This is a genomic window from Desulfosporosinus lacus DSM 15449, assembly GCF_900129935.1.
GTDB classification, from domain to species: Bacteria; Bacillota; Desulfitobacteriia; order Desulfitobacteriales; family Desulfitobacteriaceae; genus Desulfosporosinus; species Desulfosporosinus lacus.
In genome coordinates this window covers 370,642-386,140 of the sequence record NZ_FQXJ01000005.1, presented here as the reverse complement: position 1 = coordinate 386,140, position 15,499 = coordinate 370,642, and the positions used below count along the sequence as shown (strand labels likewise).

The 15,499-nt window shown below is 41.1% G+C and carries 13 protein-coding genes, 1 pseudogene and 1 other annotated feature; of the genes and pseudogenes, 13 read left to right on the top strand and 1 reads right to left on the bottom strand.

The window, feature by feature from the left end; genetic code table 11:
- Positions 1–147, top strand: a pseudogene (locus tag BUB11_RS29060) (DUF3102 domain-containing protein); the annotation flags it as partial.
- Between the two features lie 112 nt (positions 148–259).
- Positions 260–422, top strand: a sequence feature (23S ribosomal RNA rRNA prediction is too short).
- Between the two features lie 225 nt (positions 423–647).
- Here BUB11_RS29060 and BUB11_RS08855 read toward each other — a convergent pair.
- Positions 648–2,075 carry a trypsin-like peptidase domain-containing protein gene (locus tag BUB11_RS08855; protein ID WP_073029394.1) on the bottom strand — a complete coding sequence of 476 codons (1,428 nt, stop codon included), beginning with the start codon at positions 2,073–2,075 and terminating at the stop codon, positions 648–650.
- Between the two features lie 468 nt (positions 2,076–2,543).
- On the opposite strand from BUB11_RS08855, the gene BUB11_RS08850 reads away from it, so the two are divergent.
- The 12 genes from BUB11_RS08850 to BUB11_RS08800 all read left to right on the top strand — a co-directional run bounded on the left by BUB11_RS08850 (position 2,544) and on the right by BUB11_RS08800 (position 15,464).
- Positions 2,544–3,509: a hypothetical protein gene (locus BUB11_RS08850; RefSeq protein WP_073029393.1), complete on the top strand. Its 966-nt coding sequence runs from the start codon at positions 2,544–2,546 to the stop codon at positions 3,507–3,509.
- A gap of 296 nt (positions 3,510–3,805) precedes the next feature.
- The gene (locus BUB11_RS08845; RefSeq protein WP_073029392.1) at positions 3,806–4,477 is read left to right on the top strand and encodes a DUF6483 family protein; all 672 of its coding nucleotides are present in this window, start codon (positions 3,806–3,808) and stop codon (positions 4,475–4,477) included.
- Between the two features lie 87 nt (positions 4,478–4,564).
- The gene (locus BUB11_RS28745; RefSeq protein WP_282433992.1) at positions 4,565–4,696 is read left to right on the top strand and encodes a thiamine pyrophosphate-dependent enzyme; all 132 of its coding nucleotides are present in this window, start codon (positions 4,565–4,567) and stop codon (positions 4,694–4,696) included.
- Between the two features lie 189 nt (positions 4,697–4,885).
- Positions 4,886–5,581, top strand: coding sequence for a ClpP family protease (locus tag BUB11_RS08840; RefSeq protein WP_143187584.1), 696 nt, complete (start codon positions 4,886–4,888; stop codon positions 5,579–5,581).
- Positions 5,582–5,842: 261 nt separating this feature from the next.
- Complete coding sequence (locus BUB11_RS08835; protein WP_073029390.1) at positions 5,843–8,218, top strand: DNA translocase FtsK; 2,376 nt, start codon at positions 5,843–5,845, stop codon at positions 8,216–8,218.
- Positions 8,219–8,285: 67 nt separating this feature from the next.
- Entirely contained in the window at positions 8,286–9,368 is a 1,083-nt protein-coding gene (gene mnmH, locus BUB11_RS08830; protein WP_073029420.1) for a tRNA 2-selenouridine(34) synthase MnmH, read from the top strand.
- Positions 9,304–10,089, top strand: a complete 786-nt coding sequence (locus tag BUB11_RS08825; protein WP_073029389.1) for a DUF3388 domain-containing protein — start codon at positions 9,304–9,306, stop codon at positions 10,087–10,089. Before mnmH ends, BUB11_RS08825 begins: the two co-directional genes overlap by 65 nt.
- Positions 10,090–10,113: 24 nt before the next feature.
- Positions 10,114–10,875: a helix-turn-helix domain-containing protein gene (locus tag BUB11_RS08820; RefSeq protein WP_073029388.1), complete on the top strand. Its 762-nt coding sequence runs from the start codon at positions 10,114–10,116 to the stop codon at positions 10,873–10,875.
- A 41-nt stretch (positions 10,876–10,916) separates the two neighbouring features.
- Positions 10,917–11,408, top strand: coding sequence for a YajQ family cyclic di-GMP-binding protein (locus tag BUB11_RS08815; RefSeq protein WP_073029387.1), 492 nt, complete (start codon positions 10,917–10,919; stop codon positions 11,406–11,408).
- Positions 11,409–11,664: 256 nt separating this feature from the next.
- A complete protein-coding gene (gene motA / locus BUB11_RS08810; RefSeq protein WP_073029386.1) occupies positions 11,665–12,453 on the top strand; it encodes a flagellar motor stator protein MotA in 789 nt (262 codons plus the stop codon).
- Positions 12,440–13,231, top strand: coding sequence for a flagellar motor protein MotB (locus BUB11_RS08805; RefSeq protein ID WP_073029385.1), 792 nt, complete (start codon positions 12,440–12,442; stop codon positions 13,229–13,231). The genes motA and BUB11_RS08805 overlap by 14 nt, the downstream gene beginning before the upstream one ends.
- 43 nt (positions 13,232–13,274) lie before the next feature.
- The gene (locus tag BUB11_RS08800; RefSeq protein ID WP_073029384.1) at positions 13,275–15,464 is read left to right on the top strand and encodes a YgiQ family radical SAM protein; all 2,190 of its coding nucleotides are present in this window, start codon (positions 13,275–13,277) and stop codon (positions 15,462–15,464) included.
- The last annotated feature ends 35 nt before the right edge of the window (positions 15,465–15,499 follow it).

Sequence of the window (15,499 nt, the reverse complement as noted above, 5' to 3'; positions counted from 1 at the left end):
AGACTAGATCTGGCGGTAAAAGAAAAATGCAGTAAAGACGCGAGCCGGCTTGCTGAATATATGGTCGAAAGGCTCAAAGAGTGGCCGCCTGTTCCTACGACGAATATGAAGACGGTTAAACCCTACGCCACCTATGAAAGGTGGTAAATCGAAGGGCAAGGGGATATCCTTTTTGATGAAGGAGAGTTTACGACAATGCTTGATATCGATATAACAGCTGGAGGGCTTTTTGCTCTTAAGTACGGGGATTGAAGTTATAGGTGCTGCCACGAGGTAAGCGTCAAATAAATCGGAGGACCGGGATGGACGAATCCCTGGTGTACCAGTTGTCTCGCCAGAGGCACAGCTGGGTAGCTATATTCGGAGCGGATAAGCGCTGAAAGCATCTAAGCGCGAAATCGACCTCAAGATGAATCCACATCGCTGGAGTTTGTGTCACGAGTCGCAATGTGGCGAAAGTCTCATCCGACTTTTGTCATACTGCAGGAGTCTGAGTTATGTGTTGCCGTGGTGAAAAGCTTTCCTTCGCCACGAAGTGTTCCTTTGGGGCGGGTGGCTCGGCGATACTCATCCTACGCCGGTTAGTATTCTTTGGGGATCGCGGCTTCGGCGAAATCCTCCACTGGAGGCTCTCGTGCCTTTCGTTGTTAGTTTACTTCAATGAAATTAACTGCAAATTGATTTATTATGTGGAAAGGTACTGCAAGGTTGATATTTTGTCCTTTATCAAAGCCTGCAGTAATTAGTCCCACTAGCCTGCCAAACATGTCTAGCAGTGCTCCGCCAGAACTGCCGTTAGAAATCGGAGCAGTGAACTGTATCATCGGTATCTCATTAATATCTCTGAAACCTGAAACAATACCGTCGGAAACAGAATTAAATAACCCTAATGGGCTGCCAATGGCAACAATTTTTTGGCCCCGTACCAAATCGCCATCAGTTTTAACAATGAGAGGTGAACAGTTTCTATCTACTCTAATAATAGCTAGGTCATATCCCGGATGATATTTAATTAGCTCATTAGTAAAATATTCATTGGTATCATTTTCGAATATCACTGAAAAGTGAGTTCCACCGGTTACTACATGCAGATTGGTTAAAATATATCCGTTGCTATGAATGACAACACCAGAGCCACAGCCCAAAATATTATTATCATTGTGATTATCATAAACTTTAATCATTACAACCGAGATTGAAAGTCCCGCCAACATTTCATAACTATATTCTTTTGTGTTGGACAGATTTAGAGGTAGTGCAGTATTGGGTATAGTGGCTTGGGAAACAGTCTCCGCCCTTGAGGCGATGGAAGCATGTTTTATGTACGGTGCAGGTATAAAATCAGGTATCGTAAATTTATCTGGATAAAGGGCGCTGCATTTATGTAATGTTGAGTACTTTTCTATTTCAGGGTATAAATAAACGATATCCTCTTTAGGATTCATATAACATATATCACATCCTAGTCGAGATAAAAAATATAAAAATAGTAGTTCCTGATGTTTAATATCTCCGATAAAAAGGACTTTTGGGGATATACCAGTAGTGATTTTGGGATAAAAAAGCTTCGGTAAATAGATTTCTATCCAATTCATAAATTTAATAGCAAAGTTTTTAAATAAAGTTTGATTTGAATTGGGATGTGTTTCTAGATACAGTAAAAGAATTGCCCTAAAGGCGAGTTTCTTTGTCCATTCTAGAGTATCATTTTCTAATGGAGTGCATAGGAATGCGTCATTAAGTGAATGAGAATCAAAGGAATTGTTAATTATAGTTTCCCAATTATCCCAAACACTTGACAGTTTTTTAATGTCATTAGTATTTGATAAAATCTCAAGCCGATGATGTAATCTCAAGTAGGGGAAGGTTGACATTCTTGTTGAAAAATAACGGTCAATGTTAAGAATATTTTCAATGTACGTCTCTATGGAATTATTAATGCCAATATATCTTACAAGCATAACTTCTTTTATATATACGTTATTATTGTAATTTCCATTTACCTGACTAAAGTCTTCGAGAGGATTAGTTGTTTCTTTAAGTATAGTTTTTAAAGGTTTAGCACTCACTATCATCTTCATTCTCCAATAAATAAAATTTAATTTGATTATAAGTGATTATAGAATCTGTGCATAGGTTTAATTTAAAAGAGTTATAGATCTATTTGAAAACTATCTCATAAATGAGGTGGTTTTTTCTCTTTAATAGCTATGGGCAAAGGATAGGGTTCCAGATTCCATCCCACACTAGTGTTGGATCCGTAGTACTGCATTGAATTGTCTCAATAGACAAGCAGATTAGAACTCAAACCACTGGAATATAAATGGATTATGAATACAATGTAAATTTCAATCACACTAAAATATTGAACAGATGTTGACATGGCTGATTACATAATGTTAAAATTGATTAGTCAATCAGTAATTTAATCAAGTGGTTAAAGTGTGGGTTATCGAGTATCACAGTAATAGGCCTGCGGCCTCATAATTAATATCTTACTTAGAGTGTCATGGAAATAATCAATGGAAGGAAGACTAGTAAAAATGGAAAATAATCGTTACAATAATTTCTGGCGTCGCCTTGCACCCTCGGTTGGGCTATTCTTTCTTGCCCCGCTGGTTGGAGAATACCTTCTCGGTAACATTTCAATTAAAGATATCTGGGCATTGCCCTTTCTCGCTCCAATGTATGGAGGCGGTGCGCTCCTCATTCGCGAGGTAACGCGCCGTGCAGGACGTGGTTGGCCTACCTTGATTTTACTTGGAATAGCCTACGGTTTGCTCGAAGCAGGCTTGATTGACCAGTCTCTCTTCAACCCGTCGTTCGAAGATCATGTCCTCCAGGATGTTGCGTACATCCCGGCGCTGGGTGTTAGTGCCTATAATGCTCTGGCATTCATTGTCGGGCATGCGGTTTGGAGCATCGGTACGCCAATCGCCATAATCGAGACACTCGTTCCTGCACGGAGAACAACTCCATGGTTGGGAAAGGTCGGATTACTAGTCACCGCTGTCATGTATATCGCAGGGTCTGTTTTCGTTTTCCGCGACCTGCAGAGAGAGGAACAGTTCCTTGCGTCGACGCCGCAGCTGATTGTTGTTTCGACTATGGCGGTGGCTCTAATCGGCATCTCGTTCGCAGTTGGGAGAAAACCCCAACCGAAAATCGATCGTCAGACTCCCAATCCGTGGATTGTCGGAACACTGTCATTTGTCATATCCAGTCTCTTCTTCGGTGCAACCGAAAACTGGGTGGGCGTTGCTTTTAAACTCTTGCTGCTTGCCCTGATGACTGCCGTTATCATTAGGTGGTCAAGATGTCAGGGGTGGGGCATACCCCATCGCCTTGCGTTGGCTGGCGGTGCCCTGATGACCTATGCCTGGGGTGGGTTCGTCCTGACAATACTGCTCGGGCGAAGTGAGACCATTCATCTGGTTGGCAACGCGATTTTTGCCTTCGGTGCAATTGTTTTGCTTATCATAGCTGCACGGAAAACACACGACATGTAAAAATATAAAGAGATAGGGGACAAATATAGAAAATTAGATTAAATTGGAACAGTTATGCGATGAAGCGCCAAAATGGCCTTTGGGCAACTTGGTTTTTCTATAAAGAACTATTTAATACACCCGGTTTCCAATGGTTTAGATAGATACAGCCAGCGCCATAAATGGAGCTATCGGGAGTATGTTTGAGGCTAACCCGAACATTACGGCTATAGTAGACCTATAGTCTTACAGTGAAGAACTTGTGAAGTTTTTTGATAAAACAATAGTAAATGATGGTTAATGGCTAAGGCGGATATATGTATCAAAAGGATTATATTATGAAAATGATTGAGCAATTAACAATGGCAATAGCAACACTTCTTGGGTCCAAATCAAAGTCTAAAATTGAAGAGTGTCACCAGATGGTTAATGAAGCACTTTATGATTTAACTGGAATGAGTGAAGGGACATTACTCAAACTTTCACATAAAGATTTGATCAGTATTATTAGCGGCGGTAAAGAAACTAATACCGAAAAGTGTTTAGCACTTGCTGAGATGTTGAAGCTGAAAGCAGATGTTTCTAAAGATGATTCAGTTCGAAGTTTTGCCTTATACCTCAAAAGCTTAAATATATTTATTGAGTTGAATTTAGCTCAAAGTTTACTTGTACAGAACAGTAATCAAACAATCAATGAAATCATTGATCTCATAAAACCATATAAGATACCTAGAGAAAGTAATCAGTTGCTGTTTCGGTATTATGAATTTATTGGTCAGTACGATAAGGCTGAAGATGTACTCTTCAAGATGATAACGGCCAACGAAAAAGATGAAATAATAATTAATGAAGGATTTGCCTTTTACAATAGGTTAAAAGGTAAGACACTCATGGATTTAGAGGGGGGGAATCTGCCATTGGATGAAGTAATCGAGGGTCTGGAAGTTTATCAGCATTTGCTGACAATCGAACATAAAAGTCTTCGTTAATATGATATTCTCCCCCTTTTGGTAGACAGTTAAAATGATAAACTGTTACCATAAGGGGAAGAAGTACACTATGAGAAGGTAGTTCAGGTGCTTGGGGGCTATGGTGAATTTGTGACGAACCCTGAAGATGTTGGAAGCGCCATAGACAGAGCTTTAGCTTCCGGTAAGCCTGCCTGTGTCAATGTAGTTACTGATCCGGAAATCGGTCCTCCAAGATAAGGAAGTTCTATTTGTGTTAATTTTCTGTCCCTTTTCAGTCGTATTATTTGGTCTTTAACACAAAACGTATGATTTCAGGAATAAACCTCCATAATAAAGAGGAACCTCTCAAATTAGTTAGCTATTGCCATTATAATTAGGCATTGGACGGTTAGATGGGTTCTTGACTTAGAAAAGGGGGTTTCATGGGTGCTTTCTAATGAAACGGCTTCACCTGAAGAAGATAAAAATGCTCCTTTATCGAATTTAAAGGAGTTAGGTCAGATTCAAATTCCGGGTGTATCAGAACGAATTTATTGTTTACCGATCATTGGGCAAATCGAGGGACATCAAATTCTGCCTGCCCAGTCTAAGACGACAAAATATGAACATATCATTCCGCAATTGTTGGCGGTTGAGCAAAACCCGAATATCGAGGGGATACTTGTCATTTTAAACACTGCTGGCGGCGATGTGGAAGCAGGTCTAGCGATCTCTGAAATGCTCAGCAGTTTAAGTAAGCCCTCTGTGTCATTGGTTCTTGGCGGTGGGCACAGTATTGGAATTCCTATTGCGGTTAGTTGTACCAAAAGCTTCATAGCACCTACAGGGACTATGACTGTTCACCCGATTCGTTATACTGGTTTGGTAATTAATGGACATCAACAGTTTGATTATTTGCGAAAAATGCAAGAACGAATTAATCAATTCATTTATTCCCATTCACAAATCACCTCTGAAAAATTAGAAAAGTTAATGTTCACTGCGGGAGAATTAGCTCAAGATATTGGAACTATCCTGATTGGGCAAGAAGCGGTTGACGCTGGATTAATTCAAGCAGTTGGAGGAGTTAAGGAAGCTTTCAAAGAACTAAATAGTTTAATACCTTCGAAATCTGAAGAGTGAAGTTAAATTACCCTTGAAAGCAGCGAAAGCTGCTTTTTTATGTGGCAGGTAATAATCTCGAACGCTTTCTCTGAGTCATGGATAAGGCGAAAAAGCTTGGCGCAAGCTAAGTTTTCTTTAATGTATTTGGGAACAAAACAGGAATATTCCCTCCCGTGTGGAATTAAATAGAGTGAGAGTAATTAATAAGAGAACTCTTAACAAAGAAAATTCTTATTGAGTGAATGATCGAAATTATATTATGTTTGGAGGATTGGTTCTGTGGCGAGGGCAAAAAAACGCCGCACCGTTAATAAACGCGTGAATATGCAAGTAAGCACCTTAAAAGACACGATACGCAATGAAGTAATTGGGGTTTTTATTGTTGGGATGGCATGCTTGGGTTTGGTCACGATCTTTACGGATAAAAGTGGTGTGATCGGTGGGCAAATCAAACATATTCTAACTGTGCTAGCAGGGAGTGGCCGCGTCAGTATTCCTATTTTGGTTGGTGCCTGGGGTCTTGCGTTTATGAATAAACAAACCCCTCGTTTAGGATTTAAAGCAGCGGGAGTAATTCTTCTCTGGCTTGTTTTTGTTGGAATTCTCCACCTGCAGCTTGCTGGGATAGAGACTTTTTCTACAGCAGAAATGATTGATGAAGGTATGGTGGGGCATGGCGGTGGACTTATTGGAGCAGGAATTGCCATACTCTTAAAAACAACCATAGGTATTCCCGGAAGCTATGTTGTTCTAACTATGGCTGCCTTTATGGGAGCCCTGCTGATTACTAATCGCTCATTAGTTCAAGGGGTTCAAGAAGTAGGACAAGTCGGAAAGGAATCCGGACAATGGATGAAACACCAAATGGGCGATTTTATCGATGTACTCAAGAATTCTGACGCTGAAGAATCACTGGACAAGGGAGTTGGAACCCAGGCTGATTTAAAAGCAGAGGCAAAAATGCAAACGAAAAAGAGTGCTTCAGCTAAAGGTAACTCTCGAGCTCTTGACCCGGATGTAGTTGAACGACCGCTAGTTATCAAAACCCTGGAAGATCATAATGAGCTTTCTGATGAGACTCAAGCACCTCAAGTACCTCCCAAAGGACAGTTAGGGTTTGAAAAGATGACCAGTAAATCGAACGAAAATACAATTATGCCTCCTGGAAAAGTAACAAGTACGCCTGTTTCTCGTCAGACTCGAGAAGATGGGAATTTCCAGCTTCCTCAAGTCATGTTGTTAAATAAATCCTTAAAAATCAAAAACCCCAGACTTAATAAGGACTTAGCCGATAATGTAAAAATCCTTGAAGAAACATTAGGCAGTTTTGGAGTGAAAATAAAAGTAACTCAAGTCACTCAAGGGCCCGCTATTACGCGTTATGAGGCCCAACCTGCTCCAGGGGTAAAAGTGAGTAAAATAACAAATTTAGCCGATGATATCGCTTTGAGTTTGGCCTCCGCTGATGTACGTATTGAGGCTCCTATTCCCGGGAAATCTGTGGTTGGCATCGAGGTGCCTAACAAAGAAATCTCCATGGTTCATTTCCGTGAAGTTTTAGAAACACCCGAATATCAAGGAGCGACGAGTAAGTTGGCCTTGTGTTTGGGCAAAGATATTACGGGGACTCCAGTTATAGCAGACTTGACCAAAATGCCCCACCTTCTCATTGCGGGAGCAACGGGCTCTGGAAAATCTGTATGTATTAACACGCTGATTCATAGTATCTTGTTTAATGCCCGTCCCGATGAAGTGAAGTTTTTGTTAGTGGATCCTAAAATGGTTGAATTGGCGAACTATAATGGGATTCCACATTTGATAGCACCCGTTGTGACAGATCCAAGAAAGGCAGCAGGCGCCTTGAAGTGGATTGTAACAGAAATGGAGACTCGCTATGAATTATTTGCAGCTGCCGGAGTGAGAGACATTGTCCGTTACAATTTTCTGCGCACCCAGGATAAGAACGAGGAGCATCCACCATTACCATATGTTGTTGTGATTATTGATGAATTGGCCGATTTGATGATGGTAGCGCCGGGGGAAGTCGAGGATGCGATTTGTCGCTTAGCTCAAATGGCCCGTGCTGCGGGAATTCACCTAATCGTAGCCACTCAACGCCCTTCGGTCGATGTAATCACAGGTCTAATAAAAGCCAATATTCCTTCTCGTATCGCTTTTGCGGTTTCATCCCAGACAGATTCAAGGACTATTTTAGATATGAATGGTGCCGAGAAACTTTTAGGCCGTGGGGACATGCTTTATTATCCCATGGGTATGAGTAAGCCGCTTCGTGTTCAGGGATGTTATTTAGGTGATAAAGAAGTAGAGAACGTGGTTTCGTTCCTGCAAAATCAGGCTAAACCTGAGTACCAAGAAATACCTAACCTTGATATTGGAGATATAAAGAAGGAAGAGATGGAAGATGAACTCTTTTACCAGGCTGCACAGCTTTTCGTAGAAAGCGGATCAGCATCTGTTTCTCTTTTACAACGCCGCTTACGCATCGGGTATACGCGGGCAGCCCGCTTGATGGATTTTCTAGAGGGTAAGGGAGTTGTTGGAGGATACGAAGGCTCTAAACCTCGAGAGGTGCTAATGACAAGAGGGCAGTTTGAGCTTAAATATGGTCAATGCGTGGATGAAGTTGCACACTAGTTGCATAATTCTTCCGAAGGATTTATGATAAGATAAGATTATATTGCCGAACTGGAAGGAATTAATGATGATTAGGGAGATCAATGTTGAAGAACTAAAAAATTTAGATAAACCGATTCTTATCGATGTGCGTTCTGAGGGGGAATTTGAGGAAGCCACGATTCCAGGTGCTTTGAATCTTCCTCTCTTTAACAACCAAGAACGTGCTGAAATAGGTACAACATACACTCAGACTTCCCAGAGTTTAGCTCGGGAGCTTGGTTTAAGTATAATTAGTCCGAAACTCCCTGATTTAGTTAACAAAGTGGGAGAACTTGCAAAAAAAGGCCCACTGGTTCTCTTTTGTTGGAGAGGCGGTATGCGAAGCAAGTCTCTGGCGACGGTAGCAGAGTTAATGGGTATTCCTATTTATCGTTTACAAGGCGGGTATAAAGCATATCGCAATCAAGTAGTTGAGTTTTTTCAAGAGAAACTTCCATTTCAGGTGGTAGTACTTCGTGGAAATACTGGGGTTGGGAAAACTGAACTGTTGGGACATTTGCGAGCTAAGGGGTACCCCGCTATTGACCTGGAGAAACTCGCTAATAATCGAGGATCTGTTTTTGGTGCCATGGGCTTAGGAAATCCGCCTTCCCAAAAAAAATTTGAAGGTTTATTGTATGAGGAACTTGCAACATTAAGTGAATTTCCTTATATTATTGTAGAGTGCGAGAGTAAGCGGATCGGAAGAGTTACCTTGCCCGCTTGTCTCTATACAGCAATGCAAGAGGGTATCCAGATTCTTCATTATGATTCATTAGGAAATCGTGTTCAACGTCTGATCAAAGAATATACTTCTGTACCTAATGCTCTTGAGGAGATAGGCACAGCCTTGGAGAGGCTGATAAAAACCTTGGGCCATGCCAAGGTTCATGAATTACGGACTTTCTTAGAAGCCAACAACCTGGAAAAATTTACAGAGCTATTACTTGTGGAGTACTACGATAAACTTTATGCTTATCCCAATGAACCAAGTTCAAAGTATGCGTTTTATATTAATTATGAAAAGCCTGAGAAGGCGTTAAGGGAGTTGGAGTGCTATCTTGATGAGAAGGTGGCCCAACAATGCAGAAAATCTCCTATACTTGGAGTACGATATTCAGCAAAATAAACCGGGTTTGCTTGGCGCTGTGACAACACTGATTGGAATGCTGGGTCTTAATATACTTACAGTTGCAGGGATTGAACAGAAGAGGCGAGGGCTTCTTTTGGAGACTCATTCAGAGGAAAAAGTAAAAGCCTTACATGAAGCGTTAAATGCAGTAGATGCTATAAAATTGACCGCTTTTCGGCAACCAACGTTGCTGGATCGAATAGCGTTGCGACATGGCAAGCGTTTGGACATGGCAGAGATAAATCCACCGACTTACCGTTTTGTTCGCGAAGAATTAGGTGTGCTGGTTGACTTTTTGGGAGATACTTTATTGGAAGGCGGAAATCATGTTATTGGAATAAGGGGCATGCCACGTATAGGTAAAACGGAAGCAGCAATTGCAGCCTGTGTCTATGCCAATAAACGTTGGATATTATTGTCCTCGACTATAATTCGTCAAGCGTTACGTACTGAGTTATTACTTGATGAGTCTGTGAATAGTATCTTTCTAATTGATGGTATTACTAGCACTACGCGAGGAAATGATGCCCATTGGTCCTTGATTGAGAAGACCTTAAAAATGCCAACTCTTAAGATTATCGAGCATCCGGATATATTTATTCGGGATGGACGTTTGAAAGTAGATTTTGATTTTATCATTGAAATCCGCCATCATGAGGAAGATGTGATTCGTTTAGAGGATATCGCTATGAGTTTCACGGCATTTGATATGAGTTAATAGGATAGAAAGGAGGTTTTAGCAATGGCGGGAGAAGGACAAATGCTCCGGCTTGCTCGAGAAGAGAAGGAATGGAGCTTATTGCACACAGAGGAAATCACAAAAATTCGTGTTCGCTATATTCAGGCTCTTGAAGAGGAGGAATATGAAATACTCCCTGGAGCTACTTATGCGAAGGGGTATTTGAGAACCTACGCTAAACAACTAGGATTAAATCCTGATGAAATTGTTGCACTCTATAGCTCTTCAATAAAGCCTGAGGCAGCACCAGTCATTCAAGCACCAGACAGAATCATTAAATCTCGCCCTTCGTGGGTAAGACCGGTGATCATAGGGAGTATGGCGCTGGTAGCTATTGTTTTGGTTTTTGGTATTAAAGCTTTATACCAAACGGAGGGAACTAATCCAAGCACCCCATACACCTCACCGCCCTTAATAAGCGCACCTGATCCAGAAACTGCAGCTCCTTCTTCGACTGTACCGCCTTCCCAAAGTTCCCCTCCTGATGTTGTAGCCTCTACTCAGGATGGCTTAACAGCACAGTTGGTCTTTACGCAAGCCTGTTGGATCGAGGTTAAAGTTGACGGTCAGGCACCTTTTCAGGGAACATTTGCAGCTGGTACAAGTAAAGAGGTTAAAGGAATCGATAAAATTGAGCTGGTCTCGATCGGGAATGCAGGAGGACTTACTGTTACATTGAATGGTAAAGCCATGCCTAGTTTGGGAAAACCAGGCGAAGTTCTTCGCAACGTTGTTTTGACTAAAGAAACTTTGAATCAACTTTAAGTAATTCACATAAACTATGAGAGTTTAAAGGAGAGTTTGTTTTGGCTAAAGATTCTTCATTCGATATTGTTTCCAAGGTAGATATGCCCGAGGTCACCAACGCAATCCAACAGGCACAGAAAGAGCTTTCACAACGATTCGATTTTAAAAACAGTAAATCTTCAATTAATCTTGAGGGTGAAAAGATTATTTTAGTATCTGATGATGATTTCAAGTTATCCAATGTGGTCGATATTCTTGAGAGTAAACTTGTCAAGCGTGGGGTTTCCCTGAGGGCTTTGGAATATGGAAAGTCTCAATCTGCTGCTGGCGACACAGTTAAGCAAGAAGTTAAGTTGGTTCAAGGGATTGCCCAAGAGAAATCTAAGCTAATTAATAAAGCTTTAAAAGATAGTAAGATAAAAGTAGTAAGTTCTATTCAGGGCGAAGAGATTCGAATATCCGGTAAAAATAAAGATGACCTTCAGGCAGCTATTGCCCTTTTACGCAAAGAAGATTTTGGAATAGAATTACAGTTTATTAACTTCAGATAAGAAATCTAAAGTTCTTGCAACCAACACAGAAATAATTGGTAAGTATTAAAAATGCTTGGAAATAACCAAGCATTTTTATGTCTGTCAGGGAGTATAATTATCGCTATATTTCCATGGAAGGTCTAACAAGCTATTATATTTGTGTATAGTGAAGATTTCAGCATATATTTTCTGTTTATCGATAGAATTTTGAAGGAATTTGTCGAACTGATATTGAATATTATTAAATATTCGATATCGGAAAGGATAGTTTAGAATGGAAAAATCTACGTACATCGGTTTGATATTAGCGGTCATTGCTGTCGGAGTTGGAATGGTCTTGAAAGGCGCCAGTCTTTCGTCTTTGCTGAACCCAGCTGCAATTTTAATCATATTTGTGGGGACCGCCGCAGCATTATTCATCGGTTTTCCATTAGATGACTTAAAGGCAGTACCGAAGCTCTTTAAGATAATGTTCACGTCCCAAGAATTGGTATCTAGAAGCGAATTAATCAATCAAATTGGCGAATGGGCAACTGTTAGCAGACGAGAGGGCTTACTTTCCCTAGAAAGCATGGCTGAGGAGATTGAAGATGAGTTTCTAAGAAATGGGATGCGCATGGTCATTGATGGAAATGATCCGGAATTTATTCGTGATGTTCTAATGGAGAATATTTCAGCGATGGAGGAGCGACACAGACAAGGAGCGCTTATCTTTACTCAAGCAGGAACTTATGCACCGACTTTAGGAGTTTTGGGAGCAGTTGTCGGTTTGATTGCCGCCTTAGGCAATCTGAATGAGATAGAAGCATTAGGACATTTGATTTCCGCGGCTTTCGTTGCGACGTTACTGGGGATCTTTTCTGGTTATGTTTTATGGCACCCTATGGCCAATAAATTGAAGCAAAAATCTAAAAAAGAGACCCAAATTAAGATGATGATGGCAGAAGGTCTTTTAGCCATTCAAGCTGGTGAACCTGTTTTATCCATTAACCAAAGGCTGGCCGTCTTCCTTACTCCAACTGAACGTAAAGTTATGGAGGGGGATAAGGTTGAAAAAGCATAAGAAAGAGCATCATGAAGAACATATTGACGAGACATGGTTAATTCCTTATGCGGACTTGTTAACGTTATTATTGGCATTATTTATTATTCTATTTGCCTCGAGTCAGGTAGATGAAAAAAAATACGCTAAGGTTATGCAGGGCTTGAATAGTGCCTTTAACGGTGGCGTAAGTGTTTTTGAAGAATCAGATACTTTATCAATAGATGATATTTCTGTTAATGATGTAAAAAATGTTAATGAAAACGGACAAGACCAAAACCAAGCGCTTAATGACCTGATAAATAAAGAAAAACAGGACATGGAGGCAATTAAGAAAAGGCTTGACACTTTTATTGCAGAAAATGGTCTGACCCTGCAACTTCAGACGAATGTCACAAGTGATATGTTGAAAATTACAATTCAGGATTATGCTTTATTTGACTCGGGAAAGGCAGTTGTAAAACCAGAGGCTCAAAAACTTGCTTCAATTATTTCGGAAATGTTAAGCATGTATCCTGATTACAAAGTAGAAGTTGCGGGGCATACTGATAATATCCCTATAAAGAATAATGAATTTGACTCTAACTGGGATTTAAGCTCAAAACGGTCTTTAAACTTTATGAAGTATCTGTTAAGATCGAATAATATCAACCAAGCTCGATTTCGATCGATTGGATATGGTGAGTATCAACCGATTGACACCAATGGTACACTTGAGGGGCGGGCTAAAAATCGTCGCGTTGAAGTGAATATTATTCGAAATACGATAGAAGCTAAAACAAAAACAATAATTCCATAATCCATGGATTTAACTTGTGTCGTTTAAACAGAAAGGTGAAACTATGCGTACACGTAATTTTTTACCAATGAATCAAGCGGATATGGAGGCTCTTGGCTGGGATAAACTGGACTTTCTCTTGGTAACAGGAGATGCGTATGTGGATCATCCCAGTTTTGGTATTGCCATTATCGCTCGTGTTTTAGAAAAAAACGGTTTCCGAGTAGGGATCGTAGCTCAACCTGATTGGAAAGATCTAAAAGATTTTCAGGTGATGGGAAAACCCCGTTTAGCGTGTTTAATATCCGGCGGGAATCTGGATTCTATGGTTAATCACTATACTGCGGCTAAGAAGAAACGACACAAAGACGCTTATTCTCCTGGAGGAGAGTCTGGGCTGAGACCCGATAGGGCAACCATCGTTTATTCTAATCGGGTCAGAGAAGCCATGCCTGGGGTTCCCGTAATTATTGGAGGGATAGAAGCCTCTCTGCGTCGCTTTGCTCATTATGACTACTGGAGTAATGAGGTTCGGAGGTCTATTCTACTGGATAGTCAAGCGGATTTACTGGTCTTTGGCATGGGAGAAAAGTCGATTGTGGAAGTTGCCGAACGTCTAAATAACGGGGAACAGATTGATCTGATAACGGATGTCAGGGGTACTATGGTAACGTTGAACGGAGATGGTGTGCCCAATGATACTCTAATTCTGCCAAGCTTCGATGAAGTTGCAAAGAATAAGAAAAAATATGCTGAAGCCTTTTGGGTTCAGTACAATCAACAGGATCCTTTTTCAGGGAAATCCATGATCCAATCCCACGGGCGAAAAAATGTGTTGCAAAATAGGCCTTCACTTCCTTTGAGTCAAGCAGAGATGGATGCGATTTATGCCCTGCCGTTTATGGGGACATATCACCCGTCATATGAAGAGTCAGGAGGAGTTCCGGCTATTGAAGAAGTAGAATTTAGTCTCACCAGTGTCAGAGGGTGTTTTGGAGCATGCTCTTTTTGTGCTTTGACATTTCATCAAGGGAGAATTATTCAAAGCCGAAGTGCAGAATCGATAATTCGAGAAGCCGAAAAAATGACTTGGAATTCTCGCTTTAAGGGATATATCCACGATGTAGGGGGCCCGACGGCAAATTTTCGACGACCTGCGTGCCAAAAACAATTATCCAAGGGAGCTTGTTCCCACAAACAATGCCTGTTTCCAGAACCGTGTGCTCAACTAGAGAATGATCATGAGGAATACATAGATCTTTTACGTCGCCTGCGCAACTTGCCAAGGGTGAAAAAAGTATTTGTTCGTTCCGGTATCCGCTATGACGCAGTATTAGCAGATCGTAAATCTAAGTTTATCAGTGAGCTTTGTGAGCATCATGTCAGTGGACAATTAAAAGTTGCTCCGGAACATGTCAGTGACGCGGTTCTAAGATTAATGGGCAAGCCGGGTAAAGGGGTTTATGAAGAATTTGTGCAGGAGTTTAAAAAGACTAATGATAAATTAGGGAAAAAACAATACCTCGTACCTTATTTAATGTCTTCTCATCCGGGAAGCACGCTTAAAGAAGCTGTTGAGTTAGCTGAATATGTGCGAGACATGGGTGTTAATCCAGAACAAGTCCAGGATTTTATCCCAACCCCGGGAACCCTCTCTACTTGCATGTACTATACCGGCTTAGACCCTAAAACTATGCAATCGGTTTATATCCCAAAAAGCATGCATGAGAAGGCGATGCAGAGGGCTTTAATTCAGTATCGAAATCCGAAAAATCATGGGTTAGTCGAAGAGGCTCTGCGCTTAGCTCATCGTGAAGATCTAATAGGGTATGGACCTAAGTGTTTAATACGACCCAGAAGATATATACGAGACGATCAACAAGAAGCAGGTACTTGGAAGGCTAAAAAGCCAACGAGACGATCGGGAATGAAGAAAAAGGACGTTGCCGGAAAAGAAGTACTGAGTAAAGATACGCCCCTTAAAGGTGCACCAGGAAAAGCTTATAAAGGGGCAACAGGCAAACCAGAGCGCTCAAAGGAGGCCCAGAGTGCGGAAATCCCTTATAAGGGTGCTGGGGGCAGGCCAAAACGCTTGAAGGATGCGCCGAATATAGGTAAAGAAGCCAAAGAAAGACGCTTCAAAGATGTCGTAAAGGCAGAAGTCCCTTATAAAGGCATTCCAAGCAAAATAAGGGGCACTGATAACCCTGTTCCTAATGGGAAAAGCAGGCATCATGGAACCAAGAAGAGATAAATAATAATTAATATGACCCTAAGCCAAACTAATGG

Bases quoted from the DNA above. Each gene is read 5' to 3' on its own strand.
- BUB11_RS08850 (WP_073029393.1), top strand. From the start codon at position 2,544: ATGGAAAATAATCGTTACAATAATTTCTGGCGTCGCCTTGCACCCTCG.
- BUB11_RS08845 (WP_073029392.1), top strand. From the start codon at position 3,806: ATGTATCAAAAGGATTATATTATGAAAATGATTGAGCAATTAACAATG.
- BUB11_RS08825 (WP_073029389.1), top strand. From the start codon at position 9,304: ATGAGAAGGTGGCCCAACAATGCAGAAAATCTCCTATACTTGGAGTAC.
- BUB11_RS08800 (WP_073029384.1), top strand. From the start codon at position 13,275: ATGCGTACACGTAATTTTTTACCAATGAATCAAGCGGATATGGAGGCT.
- BUB11_RS08855 (WP_073029394.1), bottom strand. From the start codon at position 2,075: ATGATAGTGAGTGCTAAACCTTTAAAAACTATACTTAAAGAAACAACT.
- BUB11_RS08820 (WP_073029388.1), top strand. From the start codon at position 10,114: ATGGCGGGAGAAGGACAAATGCTCCGGCTTGCTCGAGAAGAGAAGGAA.
- mnmH (WP_073029420.1), top strand. From the start codon at position 8,286: ATGATTAGGGAGATCAATGTTGAAGAACTAAAAAATTTAGATAAACCG.
- motA (WP_073029386.1), top strand. From the start codon at position 11,665: ATGGAAAAATCTACGTACATCGGTTTGATATTAGCGGTCATTGCTGTC.